This is a genomic window from Pseudomonas sp. NPDC089996 (assembly GCF_044748405.1).
Lineage (GTDB): Bacteria > Pseudomonadota > Gammaproteobacteria > Pseudomonadales > Pseudomonadaceae > Aquipseudomonas.
Genome location: NZ_JBIVGA010000023.1, coordinates 30,905 through 45,039, shown reverse-complemented (window position 1 = coordinate 45,039; position 14,135 = coordinate 30,905). Strand labels below are relative to the sequence as shown.

Sequence of the window (14,135 nt, the reverse complement as noted above, 5' to 3'; positions counted from 1 at the left end):
ATATGTCTTACCCCTTGATAAGCAATGTCGATCATGGGCTGGCGCCGCGCCGCGGCTTTCGCGGGCACGCCCGCTCAAGTACATCACCGCACTCGAAATATGCGCAATCCCTGTGGGAGCGGGCGTGCCCGCGAAGGCCTCGACGCGGTTACAACCCTTTAAAAATGGGGCCTTCAGCCGTGATAGAGGGGATTGATGAATCGGTCGGGGAAAGCGATTTGACGGGGCTGGCCACAGGCTATAGCTTGAATCCTGTAACCCCACTTCCTTTCGAGCGCCAACGTGGAACAGAACAGCCGGGCCCTGATCGACGGCTTCAACCGGAAAATCGACTACCTGCGGATGTCGGTCACGGACCGCTGCGACTTCCGCTGCGTGTACTGCATGGCCGAAGACATGCAGTTCCTGCCGCGCCAGCAGATCCTCAGCCTCGAAGAACTGTTCCAGGTGGCCGAGCGCTTCGTCGCCCTCGGCACCCGCAAGATCCGCCTGACCGGCGGCGAGCCGCTGGTGCGCCAGGGCATCGTCGACCTGTGCGGGCGCATTGCCGCCCTGCCCGGCCTGCGCGAACTGTGCATGACCAGCAACGGCTCGCAACTCGGGCGCCTCGCCCAGCCACTGTTCGATGCCGGCGTCACGCGCCTGAACATCAGCCTCGACAGCCTCGATGCCGGGCGCTTCAAGCAGCTCACCCGCACCGGCGACCTCGCCCAGGTGATCGCCGGCATCGACGCCGCACGCCAGGCCGGCTTCAAGCGCACCAAGCTCAACTGCGTGGTGCTCAAGGGCCGCAACGACCACGAGCTGGTCGACCTGGTGCGCTTCGCCATCGACCGCGAGCTGGACATCACCTTCATCGAAGAGATGCCGCTGGGGGTGATCAACGAGCATGAGCGCAGCGAGTCGTTCTGCTCCAGCGACGAAGTGCGCGAGCGCCTGGCCAAGCACTTCAGCCTGATCGAATCCACCGAATCGTCCCAGGGCCCGGCGCGTTACTGGCGCCTGGCCGAAGCGGCGCAAACGCGCGTCGGCTTCATCTCGCCGCATAGCCACAACTTTTGCGCCACCTGCAACCGCGTGCGCCTGACCGTCGAAGGCCGCCTGCTGCTGTGCCTGGGCAACGAACACTCGATGGACCTCAAGCAGGTGCTGCGCGCCCACCCCGGTGATGCCGCACGGCTGGAGAAGGCCATCCGCGACTCGCTGCACCTCAAGCCCTACCGCCATCACTTCGAGGTCGGTGGCGAGGTGCAGATCCTGCGCTTCATGAACATGACCGGCGGCTGAGCCGCCGCCTCTGGATCTCCATGATCGTCCACCCCCGCCCCGATGTGCTGCGCGTGCTGTTCACCCTCAAAGGTTCGATCGTCAAGCGCATTGCCCTGCGCTGCCTGATGGTCACCTTGCTGGCCGCGCTGATCGTGCTGGTCGAACGGCACTTCCCGGCGTTCTTCTACCCGGTCAGCGCCACGCCGTTCACCCTGCTCGGCCTGTCGCTGTCGATCTTCATGAGCTTTCGCAACAATGCCTGCTACGACCGTTGGTGGGAGGGGCGCAAGGCCTGGGGCAAGCTGATCATCGAAACCCGCTCGTTCATCCGTGAAAGTGGGGTGATCGTCGACCCGGCACTGCGCGCCGAGCTGCTGCGCAGCCTGTGCGGGTTTGCCCACGGGCTGAATGCACGGCTGCGCAACGAAAACGAAGTGAACGCCACACGCCCGTGGCTGAACGAAGCGGTCCCGGTAGCTGAGTACAACGTGTGCGATGGCATCCTGCGCGACATGGGCGACCATTGCTCGCGGCTGGCAGCGCAAGGGCAGATCAGTGAATGGCGCTATACCCTGCTGGAACAGCGCCTGGCCGGGCTGACCGAAGTGCAGGCCACTTGCGAGCGGATCAAGGGTTCGCCGCTGCCGTTCCCCTATACCCTGCTGCTGCACCGCACCATCTACATCTTCTGCCTGCTGCTGCCCTTTGCCCTGGCCGAGCCGCTGGGCTGGCTGGCACCGCTGTTCACCACCATCGTCGGTTACACGTTCTTCGGGCTGGATGCGATTGGCAACGAACTGGAAGACCCGTTCGGGCGGGATGAGAACGACCTGCCGATGGATGCCATGGTGCGGACTGTAGAGCGGGATGTGCTGGGAGCCCTTGGGGTCGAGCCGCTGCCGCCGGTGTTGCTGCCGGTGGATTATGTGTTGAGCTGATGGCCTCTTCGCGGGTGAACCCGCGAAAGGGCCGGTACAGGCTAGCCACGGCTCTCGCAGGCGTCGATGGGCTTCAGATGCTTGACGAAATTGCAGGGCCGATGCCGCGCATCCAGTTGCTCGACCAGGATGCCCTCCCAGGCAGTACGGCAAGCGCCGGTCGAGCCGGGCAGGCAGCACACCAACGTGCCGTTGGAAAGCCCCGCCAGTGCCCTGCTCTGCACGGTCGAGCTGCCGATATCCAGAATGGACAGGGCACGGAACAGTTCGCCAAAGCCATCGACGCTGCGCTCCAGCAGGCATTGCACCGCCTCCGGCGTGCTGTCGCGCCCGGTAAAGCCGGTACCACCAGTGATCAGCACCACCTGCACGTCGTCATCGGCGATCCAGGTCGCCACCTGGGCGCGGATCTTGTACAGGTCATCCTTGAGCAGCGCCCGCGCCACCAGGCGATGGCCAACTTCCACCGAGCGGCTGGCCAGCAGCTCGCCGGAGGTGTCGTTGTCGTAGCTACGGGTGTCGCTGACGGTCAGTACGGCGATGTTCAGCGGGACGAAAACCGCATCAGGTTGCACGCGCACGGTGAAGCTCCTTGAATGGCATTGTCGTCACGCTAGAGGCAAGCCTGACAAGCGTCCAATCGAAATGGCGAACCGGCCGATCAATGACATCTATCGCAGACGTGGGTTAAGGTCTGCACAACCAGACCCCAGGCACTTCCATGGACATCAAGCAGCTCAAGTTCCTCATTGCCCTCGACCAGACCCGCCACTTCGGCCAGGCCGCGGCGCTGTGCCATATCACCCAGCCGACCCTGTCCATGCGCCTGCGCAACCTGGAAGACGAACTGGACCTGGTGCTGGTCAAGCGCGGCCAGCGCTTCGAGGGCTTCACCGAAGCGGGCGAGCGCATCCTGGCCTGGGCCCGCACGCTGCTCGCTGCCCATGATGGCCTGCAGGCCGAGGCCGCCAGTTGCCGTGGCCAGGTGGTCGGCAGCCTGCGCCTGGGCACCGTGCCGCTGGCCAGTTTCAACCCGATGCACCTGCTGCTGCCGCTGCGCGAGAAATACCCCGAGCTGCAGTTTCAGATCAGCTCGCACAGCACCGAGCAGATCATGGATGGCCTGAGCCGCAACCAGCTCGACCTGGGCATCTGCTACCTCGACCAGGTCAACGCCAACTTCTTCGAAGTGATCGAGCTGGGCACCACCACCATGGGCCTGTTGTTCGACACCCAACATTTCCAGTTCGACGCCGACAGCCTGCGCTGGGACGAGCTTGGCGATATCCCCCTGGGCCTGCTGAGCAAGGGCATGCACTACCGCCAGTCGCTGGATTTGAGTTTCCGCAGTCGCGGCCTCGAACCCAATGCCGTGCTGGAAAGCGACTCGACCTTCCAGCTGGTGCAGGCCATCAACACCGGCGTGTGCTGCGCGATCATGCCACTGGGCTGCGGCCTGGAAGATCTCAGCGAACACATGCGCATCATCCCCATCGCCGACGCCAGCATCCACAGCCCGGTCGGCCTGCTGCTGCGCCGCAGCGAACCACGCTCGGCGATTGCCGAGCAGTGCTTCGACGAAGCCAAACGGCTGTTTCAGCCGGCCTGATCGGCCGTCGCCTGGCGGTATTGCCGGGGGGTGAAGCCGGTCAGTTGCTTGAACTGGCGGCTGAACGCGCTGTGGTCGGTGTAACCGCAGCGCAGCGCCACCTCAGTGATCGGCAATTCGCAATGCAGCAGCCGGTGGGCGTGCTCCAGGCGGGCCTTGTGGATCATCTGCCGCGGGGTGAGGTGGAACACCCGCTTGCAGTAACGCTCCAGCTGCGCCACGGAAATGCCGGCGATGCGGGTCAGTTCGTTCAGGCTGATCGGCTGATGGAAATGGCGGCGGATGTACTCATCCACGGCGGCCAGACGCTGGTAGGCGGGGTGGGTGTCGGCGGCCGACTGCAGGTCGACGGAGATGCCTACCAGGCCGATGATTTCGCCGGCCGGGTTGCGCAGCGGGCGCTTGTGGGTCAGGCACCAGCCCGGTTCACGGCTGCCGTACAGGTGCAGCTCGAGCTGGTCTTCCAGCACCAGGCCATCCCTGAGCACGCGGCGGTCCTGCTCGGTGTAGCCGGGGCCCAGTTGCGCCGGGAACACTTCGGCGCTGGTCTTGCCCAGCAAGGGTTGCAGGCGCTTGAGCCCACAGCGCTGGACCAGGGTAGTGTTGGCCAGCACGTAGCGGGCGGCCGGGTCCTTGATGAAGATCGCGGCGTTGGGGATGGCGTCGAGGATCGGCAGCAGCAGCGACACACCGGCCAGCAGGGCCTCCAATGTGGCGGGGCGGTGCTGGTCGAGGGACTGGTACAGGGTTGCCAGGGAAGTGTCGGTCATCTGTCGGTACTCTGCTGGCTGTATCGGCCGGTTATGCACAGGCTTTTGTAGGAGCGGCCTAGTGTCGCGAAAGGGCTGCACAGCAGCCCCAAAATCTGCGCCCTGATGCAAGATTGCCGGGGCCGCTTTGCGGCCCTTTCGCGACACAAGGCCGCTCCTACAAAGTGCGTGTTCAGGCTGCCAGCGCTGGTTTTCAGCCTATATCTGCCCCCTTCGATCTCGCCACTGCTTTTTTGCAACTGTGCCGATTTCGTCACTCCCCCTGCAGAAAACCATCAAGAACCCCCACCCCGTTCGGGTCCACTCTATGCCCCACGCAAGCCGCCCAATACCTACAAGAGCGCGGCCGTAAAAAGCCGCACCACGTGACATCAGACCTGCCTATCCAAAACCTACAAAAAGGCGCACCCATGTCAGGCAAATTCAAGAAACAGCTGTCATTGCTCGACCTCACCTTCATCGGCCTCGGTGCCATCTTCGGCTCCGGCTGGCTGTTCGCCGCCAGCCACGTCTCGGCCATCGCCGGCCCGGCCGGTATCCTCTCCTGGTTCCTCGGCGGGTTTGCCGTGCTGCTGCTGGGCATCGTCTACTGCGAACTCGGCGCCGCCTTGCCGCGGGCCGGTGGCGTGGTGCGCTACCCGGTGTACTCGCACGGCCCGCTGCTCGGCTACCTGATGGGCTTCATCACCCTGATCGCCTTCTCCAGCCTGATCGCCATCGAAGTGGTCGCCTCGCGCCAGTACGCAGCGGCCTGGTTCCCCGGGCTGACCAAGGCCGGCTCCAGCGACCCGACCGTGCTCGGCTGGCTGGTGCAGTTCGCCTTGCTGGGGCTGTTCTTCTTCCTCAACTACCGCAGCGTGAAGACCTTCGCCAAGGCCAACAACCTGGTCAGCGTGTTCAAGTTCATCGTGCCGCTGCTGGTGATCGGCGTGCTGTTCAGCTTCTTCAAGCCGGAGAACTTCGAGGTCCAGGGCTTTGCCCCGTTCGGCCTGTCCGGGGTGGAAATGGCGGTGTCGGCCGGTGGCATCATCTTCGCCTACCTGGGGCTGACGCCGATCATCTCGGTGGCCAGCGAGGTGAAGAACCCGCAGCGCACCATCCCGATCGCGCTGATCCTCTCGGTGCTGCTGTCCACCGCAATCTACGCCCTGCTGCAACTGGCCTTCCTCGGCAGCGTGCCGACCGAGATGCTGACCAACGGCTGGGCCGCAGTGACCAAGGAACTGGCCCTGCCCTACCGTGACATCGCCCTGGCCCTGGGTGTGGGCTGGCTGGCCTACCTGGTGGTGGCCGACGCGGTGATCTCGCCCAGCGGCTGCGGCAACATCTACATGAACGCCACTCCGCGCGTGGTCTATGGCTGGGCGCAGACCGGCACCTTCTTCAAGTACTTCACCCGCATCGACGCCGAGTCCGGTATCCCGCGCCCGGCGCTGTGGCTGACCTTCGGCCTGTCGGTGTTCTGGACCCTGCCGTTCCCGTCCTGGGAAGCGCTGATCAACGTGGTTTCCGCCGCCCTGGTCCTGAGCTACGCCGTGGCACCGGTCACCGTCGCCGCGCTGCGTCGCAACGCGCCAGACATGCCACGCCCGTTCCGCGTCAAGGGCATGGGCGTGCTCGGCCCGCTGTCGTTCATCATCGCCGCGCTGATCGTCTACTGGTCGGGCTGGAACACCGTGTCGTGGCTGCTGGCCCTGCAGATCGTGATGTTCGTGTTGTACCTGCTGTGCGGTCGCTTCGTCCCCACCCAGCACCTGTCGCTGGCCCAGCAAGTGCGTTCGTCGGCCTGGCTGATCGGCTTCTACGCCGTGACCATCCTGCTGTCCTGGCTGGGCAGTTTCGGCGGCCTGGGCGTGCTTGGCCACCCGTTCGACACCTTGGCCGTGGCCGCCTGTGCCCTGGGCATCTACTACTGGGGCGCCGCCACCGGCGTGCCGGCCCACCTGGTACGCCTGGAAGGCGAAGACGAAAGCGAAGCCTCCCCTGACGCCTACAGCGGCCGCCCCGCCGCCGTCGCCTCCTGACCTTTCACGCAATGGACAAGCCCATGAAACAGATTCACGTCATCGACTCGCATACCGGCGGCGAACCGACCCGCCTGGTAATGAAAGGCTTCCCGCGATTGCTGGGGCGCAGCATGGCCGAGCAGCGCGACGAACTGCGCGAGCTGCACGATCAATGGCGCCGTGCCTGCCTGCTGGAGCCACGCGGCAACGATGTGCTGGTCGGCGCGCTGTATTGCCCACCGGTCTCGGCCGATGCCACCTGCGGGGTGATCTTCTTCAACAACGCCGGCTACTTGAACATGTGCGGCCACGGCACCATCGGCCTGGTCGCCTCGCTGCAGCACCTGGGCCTGATAGAGCCCGGCGTGCACAAGATCGACACCCCGGTCGGCCAGGTCAGCGCCACCCTGCATGAAGACGGCGCCATCACCGTCGGCAACGTGCCGTCCTACCGCTACCGCCAGCAGGTGGCGGTGGACGTGCCCGGGCATGGCGTGGTGCGTGGCGACATCGCCTGGGGCGGCAACTGGTTCTTCCTGGTTGCCGAACATGGCCAGCGCATCGAACTGGACAACCGCGAAGCCCTCACCGACTACACCTGGGCCATGCTCAAGGCCCTCGAAGCCCAGGGCATCACCGGCGAAAACGGCGCGCCCATCGACCATGTCGAGCTGTTCGCAGACGACGCCAATGCCGACAGCCGCAACTTCGTCATGTGCCCCGGCAAGGCATACGACCGCTCGCCCTGTGGCACCGGCACCAGCGCCAAGCTGGCGTGCCTGGCCGCCGACGGCAAGCTTGAAGAAGGCCAGACCTGGGTGCAGGCCAGCATCACCGGCAGCCAGTTCCATGGCCGCTACGAGCGCGACGGCAACCGCATTCGCCCGTTCATCACCGGCCGCGCCTACATGACTGCCGACAGCACCCTGCTGATCGACGAACAGGATCCCTTCGCCTGGGGCATCTGAACCCGGCTTTTTAAACAACTGAATATCGCCAGGAGTGACAACAATGACTGACAACATCTTCACCGGCACCATGCCCGCCCTGATGACCCCGTGCACTGCCGAGCGCAAGCCGGACTTCGACGCCCTTGTGCGCAAGGGCCGCGAGCTGATAGAGGCCGGCATGAGCGCCGTGGTCTACTGCGGTTCGATGGGCGACTGGCCGCTGCTGACCGAAGCCGAACGCCAGGAAGGCGTGGCCCGCCTGGTGGCTGCTGGCATCCCGACCATCGTCGGCACCGGTGCGGTGAACACCCGCGAAGCCGTCGCCCACGCGGCCCACGCTGCCAAGGTCGGCGCCGCCGGCTTGATGGTCATCCCCCGCGTGCTCAGCCGCGGTGCTTCGCTGATTGCCCAGAAGCACCACTTCTCGGCCATTCTCGCCGCTGCGCCGAAACTGCCGGCGGTGATCTACAACAGCCCCTACTACGGCTTTGCCACCCGCGCCGACCTGTTCTTCGAACTGCGCCGCGAATTCCCCAACCTGATCGGCTTCAAGGAGTTCGGCGGTGGCGCCGACCTGCGCTACGCCGCCGAGCACATTACCTCCAAGGATGACGACGTGACCCTGATGGTCGGCGTCGACACCCAGGTGGTGCATGGCTTCGTCAACTGCGCCGCCACCGGTGCCATCACCGGTATCGGCAACGCCCTGCCGCGTGAAGTGCTGCAGCTGGTGAGCCTGAGCAAGCAGGCCGCCAAGGGCGACGCCAAGGCGCGCCGCTTGGCCCGTGAACTGGAAGCGGCACTGGCGGTGCTGTCGTCGTTCGATGAAGGCTGCGACCTGGTGCTGTACTACAAGCACCTGATGGTGCTCAACGGCGACAGCGAATACAGCCTGCACTTCAACGAAACCGATGTGTTGACCGACGCCCAGCGCAACTACGCCGAGCAGCAGTACGGGCTGTTCCGCAAGTGGTACGCCAGCTGGTCGGCCGAGCAGAACCTGGCCTGACCCCTGGGGCTGCTTCGCAGCCCTTTCGCGACACAAGGCCGCTCCTACAAGGATCGCGCACTCCTGTAGGAGCGGCCTTGTGTCGCGAAAGGGGCGCAAAGCGCCCCCCGATCCAGAAACTGATTCCGAAGGAGGCTCCATGACCCTGACAGGCAACATGCTGATCGGCCAGCGCGCCATCCCCGGCAGCCGCGACGCGATCCACGCCATCGACCCGGCCACCCACCAGGCTCTCGAACCCGCCTACGCCGGCGGCACCGGCGAACACGTGGCCCAGGCCTGCGCACTGGCCTGGGCAGCGTTCGACAGTTTTCGCGAAACCTCGCTGGAGCAACGCGCCAGCTTCCTCGAAACCATCGCCAGCGAAATCGAAGCACTGGGCGATGCCCTGATCGACCGCGCCGTGGCCGAAAGCGGCCTGCCCAAGGCGCGCATCCAGGGCGAGCGTGGCCGCACCTGCACGCAGCTGCGCACCTTCGCCCGCGTGGTCCGCAGTGGCGAATGGCTGGATGTGCGGGTCGACAACGCCCTGCCCGAGCGCCAGCCGCTGCCGCGCGCCGACCTGCGTCAACGCCAGGTAGCCCTGGGCCCGGTGGCGGTGTTCGGCGCCAGCAACTTCCCCCTGGCCTTTTCGGTAGCCGGTGGCGACACCGCCTCGGCGCTGGCCGCCGGCTGCCCGGTGGTGGTCAAGGCCCACGCCGCGCACCCCGGCACCAGCGAACTGGTTGGCCAGGCCTTGGCCCGTGCGGTCAAGCACTGCGGCCTGCCGGAAGGCGTGTTCTCGCTGCTGTACGGTGCCGGCCGCGAAGTCGGTATCGCCCTGGTCAGCGACCCGCGCATCAAGGCAGTCGGTTTCACCGGCTCGCGCAGCGGTGGTATTGCCCTGTGCCAGGCGGCCCAGGCACGCCCGGAGCCGATACCGGTGTACGCCGAAATGAGCTCGATCAACCCGGTGTTCATCTTCGATGCAGCGCTGCAGGCCCGTGGCGAGGCCTTGGCACAAGGTTTCGTCGCCTCGCTGACCCAGGGTGCCGGGCAGTTCTGCACCAACCCCGGGCTGGTGATCGCCCGCCAGGGGCCGGCTTTACAGCACTTTATCGAAACCGCCAGCGCGCACGTCAGCCAAGCGGCGGCGCAGACCATGCTCACCCCCGGCATCGCCAGTGCCTACGCGGCCGGTGTCGCTGACCTGGCTGGCAATGCCAACGCTCAGGTTGCTGCCAGCGGCTTGCCCCAGCATGGGCCGAACCAGTGCCAGGCCCAGCTGTTCGTGACCCAGGCCGAGGCGTTTCTCAACGACCCGGCGTTGCAGGCCGAAGTATTCGGTGCGGCATCGCTGGTGGTGGCCTGCGCCAGCGACGCGCAGGTACGCCAGGTGGCCGAGCACCTCGAGGGCCAGCTGACCGCCACGCTGCAGCTGGACGATGCCGATATCGACAGCGCACGCGCCCTGCTGCCGACCCTGGAACGCAAGGCCGGGCGCATTCTGGTCAACGGCTGGCCGACCGGTGTCGAGGTGTGCGACGCGATGGTCCACGGCGGGCCGTTCCCGGCCACCTCCGATGCCCGCACTACCTCGGTCGGCACTGCCGCAATCCTGCGCTTCCTGCGCCCGGTGTGCTACCAGGACTTCCCCGAAGCCCTGCTGCCGCAAGCGCTCAAGCATGGCAACCCGCTGCAGCTGCGGCGCTTGCTTGACGGTCAACGGGAAGGTTGAGCATGGTCGACACCCCTGAAACCGATATCGCCGTCGTCGGGGCCGGCATCGTCGGCGTCGCCTGCGCGCTGCAGCTGGCCCGCCAGGGCCGGCGGGTGCTGCTGCTCGATCAGCAACCACCCGGCCACGGCGCCTCCTACGGCAACGCCGGGCACCTGGCCACCGAGCAGGTGTTTCCGATCGCCGACCTGTCGATCCTCAAGCGCCTGCCGCGCATGCTGCTCGACCCGATGGGCCCGCTGCGCCTGGACTGGAAATACCTGCCCAAGGCCATGCCGTGGTTCACCCGGCTGCTGCTCAACCTGCGCCCGGCGCCGTTCCAGCGCAGCGTAGCCGGTATCCGGGCGCTGAACGAAGGCAGCCTGGGGGCCTGGCAGCAGTTGCTGGGCTCGATCGGGCGCAGCGAGCTGTTCAAGGCAGACGGCTCGTTGCTGGTGTTCGAACGGTCCGAGTCGCGCCAGGCGCTGCAAGCCTTGCAGGCGCGCATGCAGCAACAGAACGTGGCCGTGGACTGGTGGTCGGCCGAGACCGTCCGCCAAGCGGCTCCACAGCTGAACCCTACGCTGCTGGGCGGGCTGTTCTTTCCACAAACCGGGCATTTCATCGATCCGTACCAGGTGGTCAAGGCGCTGTTCGAAGCGGCCAAGGCCAGCGGCGTGCAATTCGTCCAGGCGCGGGTTTCAGGTGGGCAACTGCAGGGTGACGGGGTCAGCCTGGCCAGTGACCAAGGCACGTTCAAGGCACGCCAGGTGCTGCTCTGTTGCGGCGCACATTCTGCGCAACTGACAGCGGCGCTGACCGGCAGGCGCGTGCCATTGGACACCGAACGCGGTTATCACCTGATGCTGCCGCAGGAGCAGCAGCGCCTGCCCTTTGCGGTGACCTCGCTGGAGCGCAAGTTCATCATGACGCCCATGGCTGACGGGCTACGGCTGGCCGGCACGGTGGAGTTCGCCGGGCTCGAAGCGGCGCCGAGCATGCAGCGGGCGTGGCGGTTGCACCACTTGAGCAAGGGTTTGTTCAAGCAGGAACTGAGTGCAGAAGGTGCAACGCCCTGGATGGGCTTCAGGCCATCGTTGCCCGACTCGTTGCCAGTGATCGACCGGGTGTGTGACGGGAGGGTGCTGCTGGCGTTCGGGCATCAGCATCTGGGGTTGACCCAGGCGGCGGTGACGGCGCAATGGGTGGGGCGGTTGGCGGAGCGGTCGGCCGGTCCGCAGACTGCTTCTTACCGGTTGGATCGGTTCTAGCCTGTGCCCGCCTCTTCGAGGCGGTTCGGCGCGAATGGGCTGCAAAGCAGCCCCTTTTGTGTTCAGCGATAACGCTCGAGCCAGTGTGCATACGGTGCTGGCAAGGTCCACGAAGGCTTGTCCACGCCCAGCTCCTTGGCCGCGAAGTAGGCCCAGTGCGGATTGGCCAGGTGCGCCCGCCCCACCGACACCAGGTCCAGCTGGCGTGACTGCAGCGCCTCCTCGGCCAGCTGCGGCGTACCAAAGCCCCACGCCGAAGTCACCGGCAACCCTGCCTCACGACGCACGCGCTCGGCAATCGGCCCCATGAACGCAGGGCCCCATGGAATGTTGGTTTCAGGAATGGTGAAACCGACACTGACACTGAGCAGGTCCAGCCCGCCCGCCTTGAAGCGACGCGCCAGCTCGATCGATTCTTCCAGGGTCTGTTCATCACGCCCGTCATATTCCAACACACCAAAGCGCGCGGTCAGCGGCAGGTTCTCGGGCCATACCTCACGTACGGCGGCCAAGGTTTCCAGCAGGAAGCGGCTGCGGTTGTCGAAGCTGCCACCGTAAGCATCGGTGCGCTGGTTGGAATGCTCGGAGAAGAAGCTCTGGCCCAGGTAGCCATGGGCGAAGTGCAGTTCGATCCACTCGAAACCGGCGTCACGTGCGCGACGGGCGGCATCGACGAAGTCCTGCTTGACCCGGGCGATGTCATCCAGGGTCATCTCGCGCGGCACTTTCGGCAGGTGCGCGCCAAAGGCAATGGCCGACGGGGCAATGGTGTCCCAACCGCGTGCATCGTCGGCAGCGATGTGGTCATCGCCTTCCCAAGGGCGATTGGCGCTGGCCTTGCGCCCGGCGTGGGCAATCTGGATGCCGGGCACGGAGCCCGCCGCCTTGATTGCCTGCACCACCGGTACGAAGGCCTGAGCATGGGCATCGCTCCAGATCCCGGCGCAACCGGGCGTGATGCGCCCTTCCGGCGCCACGGCGGTGGCCTCGACCACCAGCAGGCCGGCACCGCCACGGGCCAGGCCAGCCAGGTGCACGTGATGCCAGTCGTTGATCATGCCGTCCTCGGCCAGGTACTGGCACATCGGCGGGATGGCGATGCGGTTGCGCAACGTGACGTCTTTGAGGGTGTAGGGTTGGAACAGGGCAGACATGGGATAGCTCCGGAGTCATCTGAATACGATTGTTCGATCATAATCGAACTATGGCAATTAATGAAACCCCCGTTATCATGTCGGTCATGCGAGCCTACCCACACCCCAACCCTGAAGACCTGATTCTCGAGCGTGTACTTTATGCGCTGAGCGACCCTGTGCGCCTGGGCATTGTCCGCCACCTGGCCGGCGTGGCCGAGGCCAGCTGCGGCGAACTCGACGGCGGGCGGCCGAAGTCGAGCATGTCGCACCATTTTCGCGTATTGCGTGATGCGGGGTTGGTGCACACCCGCAATGTCGGGACTACCCACATGAATTCGCTGCGCAGCGAAATGCTGGGCGAGCGGTTTCCCGGGTTGCTGGACTGCATTCTGCGCCAGCTCTGATTTTCCTGAGCCGCCCCTGGGAGCGGCTTCCCCCCGTCAGGCGCTGATGGCGTCCAGACTGCGGATGGGTGTGGGGACCGCGCAGAACAGCGGGAACTCTTCTTCGATGATCCACGGCTCTTTCATGACCAGGTAAACATCGAGGAAGTCGGAAAACCCCGGCCAGACGTACAGCTCATTGGACTCGGCCACAGCACGGGACAGCACGCCCACGCCACCAAAGCTCTTGATCATCGAAACGCTGACGATCTCGCTGCCGGAGTGGAACACGGTCGCCCCGTCCAGCATGCCGGGCCGGCGCTCGGCGAAGCGGGTAAAGATCGAGTGGTACGGGCATTCCGGCAACGGTTTGATCACCGCACAAGGCGCCGAACGGTCATTGCTGGATGATGAGGCGACGACCTCGATGCGCAAGCCCTTCAGCGGCACCGAGTGATAGTTTTCGCCCATGCTGTGGCCGAGCACCACCACCATGTCCGCTTCGTCCTTGGCCAGCTTGACCAGGTTGTCGGGCGACTCCGAGCAACTGAAGATCGGATTGTAGCCGGACAACTTGCTGACCACGGCGCCCATGATCTGCTGGTTGATTTCCATCGACAGTGTGCTGTTCAAGGCAACCCGCAACGGCAGGCGCTGGTTGCGACTCTGGCGCAACTGGTTGATCTTCAGTTGCATGCGCTCGGATGAACGCACGATTTCCAGCACATGCGGCAGGATGCCCATGCCTTCCTGAGTCAGCGATACGCCTTTGTTGGTCCGGTCGAACAATTTGAAGCCGCAGTGATCTTCGAGCTTTTTCAACTGAGCAGCCAAGGCCTGGACCGTGACGTGTACCTGTTCGGCCGCATCGGTGATCGAGCCCGTGCGGGCTACGGTCACGATGTTTTTAAGCACCTTGATGTCCATTCACTCTCCCTCCCCGTTCCATTGACGCATGCCGTCAACGAAAGGCATGAGGATATCGCACTACCGCCGGCACTGTCTGCCCGATAACGGTGCACACCGTCTGGGTAGCAAGCAACGGTTGAGGCACGTCAAAAAAAAGTGAAGTTTCGGCGGGCAATTCAACTGTTAGAT

13 protein-coding genes are annotated in these 14,135 nt (G+C 65.1%); 9 read left to right on the top strand and 4 right to left on the bottom strand.

Going from position 1 to position 14,135, the window contains the following annotated elements; all coding sequences use genetic code 11:
* Window positions 1–282: 282 nt before the first annotated feature.
* Window positions 283–1,287, top strand: coding sequence for a GTP 3',8-cyclase MoaA (gene moaA, locus ACIPW4_RS25865; protein WP_400663155.1), 1,005 nt, complete (start codon window positions 283–285; stop codon window positions 1,285–1,287).
* Window positions 1,288–1,307: 20 nt separating this feature from the next.
* Window positions 1,308–2,207 (top strand): bestrophin family protein, encoded by a 900-nt coding sequence (locus tag ACIPW4_RS25860; RefSeq protein ID WP_400663153.1) that lies wholly within the window; start codon window positions 1,308–1,310, stop codon window positions 2,205–2,207.
* 41 nt (window positions 2,208–2,248) lie between these two features.
* Here ACIPW4_RS25860 and moaB read toward each other — a convergent pair whose 3' ends face one another.
* Window positions 2,249–2,788: a molybdenum cofactor biosynthesis protein B gene (gene moaB / locus ACIPW4_RS25855; protein WP_400663151.1), complete on the bottom strand. Its 540-nt coding sequence runs from the start codon at window positions 2,786–2,788 to the stop codon at window positions 2,249–2,251.
* A gap of 140 nt (window positions 2,789–2,928) precedes the next feature.
* Between moaB and ACIPW4_RS25850 the strand changes: the two genes are divergently transcribed.
* Entirely contained in the window at window positions 2,929–3,816 is an 888-nt protein-coding gene (locus tag ACIPW4_RS25850; protein WP_400663148.1) for a LysR family transcriptional regulator, read from the top strand.
* Here ACIPW4_RS25850 and ACIPW4_RS25845 read toward each other — a convergent pair.
* Window positions 3,804–4,586, bottom strand: a complete 783-nt coding sequence (locus ACIPW4_RS25845; RefSeq protein ID WP_400663145.1) for a helix-turn-helix domain-containing protein — start codon at window positions 4,584–4,586, stop codon at window positions 3,804–3,806. The two genes, ACIPW4_RS25850 and ACIPW4_RS25845, sit on opposite strands and share 13 nt — an antisense overlap.
* Before the next feature lie 410 nt (window positions 4,587–4,996).
* On the opposite strand from ACIPW4_RS25845, the gene ACIPW4_RS25840 reads away from it, so the two are divergent.
* The 5 genes from ACIPW4_RS25840 (at window position 4,997) to ACIPW4_RS25820 (ending at window position 11,518) form a co-directional block, all read left to right on the top strand.
* Window positions 4,997–6,610 carry an APC family permease gene (locus tag ACIPW4_RS25840; protein WP_400663142.1) on the top strand — a complete coding sequence of 538 codons (1,614 nt, stop codon included), beginning with the start codon at window positions 4,997–4,999 and terminating at the stop codon, window positions 6,608–6,610.
* A 23-nt stretch (window positions 6,611–6,633) separates the two neighbouring features.
* The gene (locus ACIPW4_RS25835; RefSeq protein WP_400663139.1) at window positions 6,634–7,560 is read left to right on the top strand and encodes a 4-hydroxyproline epimerase; all 927 of its coding nucleotides are present in this window, start codon (window positions 6,634–6,636) and stop codon (window positions 7,558–7,560) included.
* A gap of 43 nt (window positions 7,561–7,603) precedes the next feature.
* A complete protein-coding gene (locus tag ACIPW4_RS25830) occupies window positions 7,604–8,551 on the top strand; it encodes a dihydrodipicolinate synthase family protein (protein ID WP_400663137.1) in 948 nt (315 codons plus the stop codon).
* Window positions 8,552–8,690: 139 nt separating this feature from the next.
* Window positions 8,691–10,268 (top strand): aldehyde dehydrogenase (NADP(+)), encoded by a 1,578-nt coding sequence (locus ACIPW4_RS25825; RefSeq protein WP_400663134.1) that lies wholly within the window; start codon window positions 8,691–8,693, stop codon window positions 10,266–10,268.
* 2 nt (window positions 10,269–10,270) lie between these two features.
* The gene (locus ACIPW4_RS25820; RefSeq protein ID WP_400663131.1) at window positions 10,271–11,518 is read left to right on the top strand and encodes an NAD(P)/FAD-dependent oxidoreductase; all 1,248 of its coding nucleotides are present in this window, start codon (window positions 10,271–10,273) and stop codon (window positions 11,516–11,518) included.
* 62 nt (window positions 11,519–11,580) lie between these two features.
* On the opposite strand, the gene xenA is transcribed toward ACIPW4_RS25820, so the two are convergent.
* On the bottom strand, window positions 11,581–12,672 hold the full coding sequence (gene xenA, locus ACIPW4_RS25815; RefSeq protein WP_400663129.1) for a xenobiotic reductase XenA: 1,092 nt from the start codon (window positions 12,670–12,672) through the stop codon (window positions 11,581–11,583).
* 50 nt (window positions 12,673–12,722) lie between these two features.
* On the opposite strand from xenA, the gene ACIPW4_RS25810 reads away from it, so the two are divergent.
* Window positions 12,723–13,058, top strand: coding sequence for an ArsR/SmtB family transcription factor (locus ACIPW4_RS25810; protein WP_400663126.1), 336 nt, complete (start codon window positions 12,723–12,725; stop codon window positions 13,056–13,058).
* A gap of 36 nt (window positions 13,059–13,094) precedes the next feature.
* Here ACIPW4_RS25810 and ACIPW4_RS25805 read toward each other — a convergent pair whose 3' ends face one another.
* The gene (locus tag ACIPW4_RS25805) at window positions 13,095–13,964 is read right to left on the bottom strand and encodes a LysR family transcriptional regulator (RefSeq protein WP_400663123.1); all 870 of its coding nucleotides are present in this window, start codon (window positions 13,962–13,964) and stop codon (window positions 13,095–13,097) included.
* Between the last annotated feature and the right edge of the window lie 171 nt (window positions 13,965–14,135).

Coding starts and splice junctions, on each gene's coding strand:
- ACIPW4_RS25860 (WP_400663153.1), top strand. CDS start 1,308: ATGATCGTCCACCCCCGCCCCGATGTGCTGCGCGTGCTGTTCACCCTC.
- ACIPW4_RS25850 (WP_400663148.1), top strand. CDS start 2,929: ATGGACATCAAGCAGCTCAAGTTCCTCATTGCCCTCGACCAGACCCGC.
- ACIPW4_RS25845 (WP_400663145.1), bottom strand. CDS start 4,586: ATGACCGACACTTCCCTGGCAACCCTGTACCAGTCCCTCGACCAGCAC.
- ACIPW4_RS25840 (WP_400663142.1), top strand. CDS start 4,997: ATGTCAGGCAAATTCAAGAAACAGCTGTCATTGCTCGACCTCACCTTC.
- ACIPW4_RS25835 (WP_400663139.1), top strand. CDS start 6,634: ATGAAACAGATTCACGTCATCGACTCGCATACCGGCGGCGAACCGACC.
- ACIPW4_RS25830 (WP_400663137.1), top strand. CDS start 7,604: ATGACTGACAACATCTTCACCGGCACCATGCCCGCCCTGATGACCCCG.
- ACIPW4_RS25825 (WP_400663134.1), top strand. CDS start 8,691: ATGACCCTGACAGGCAACATGCTGATCGGCCAGCGCGCCATCCCCGGC.
- ACIPW4_RS25820 (WP_400663131.1), top strand. CDS start 10,271: ATGGTCGACACCCCTGAAACCGATATCGCCGTCGTCGGGGCCGGCATC.
- xenA (WP_400663129.1), bottom strand. CDS start 12,672: ATGTCTGCCCTGTTCCAACCCTACACCCTCAAAGACGTCACGTTGCGC.
- ACIPW4_RS25810 (WP_400663126.1), top strand. CDS start 12,723: ATGGCAATTAATGAAACCCCCGTTATCATGTCGGTCATGCGAGCCTAC.
- ACIPW4_RS25805 (WP_400663123.1), bottom strand. CDS start 13,964: ATGGACATCAAGGTGCTTAAAAACATCGTGACCGTAGCCCGCACGGGC.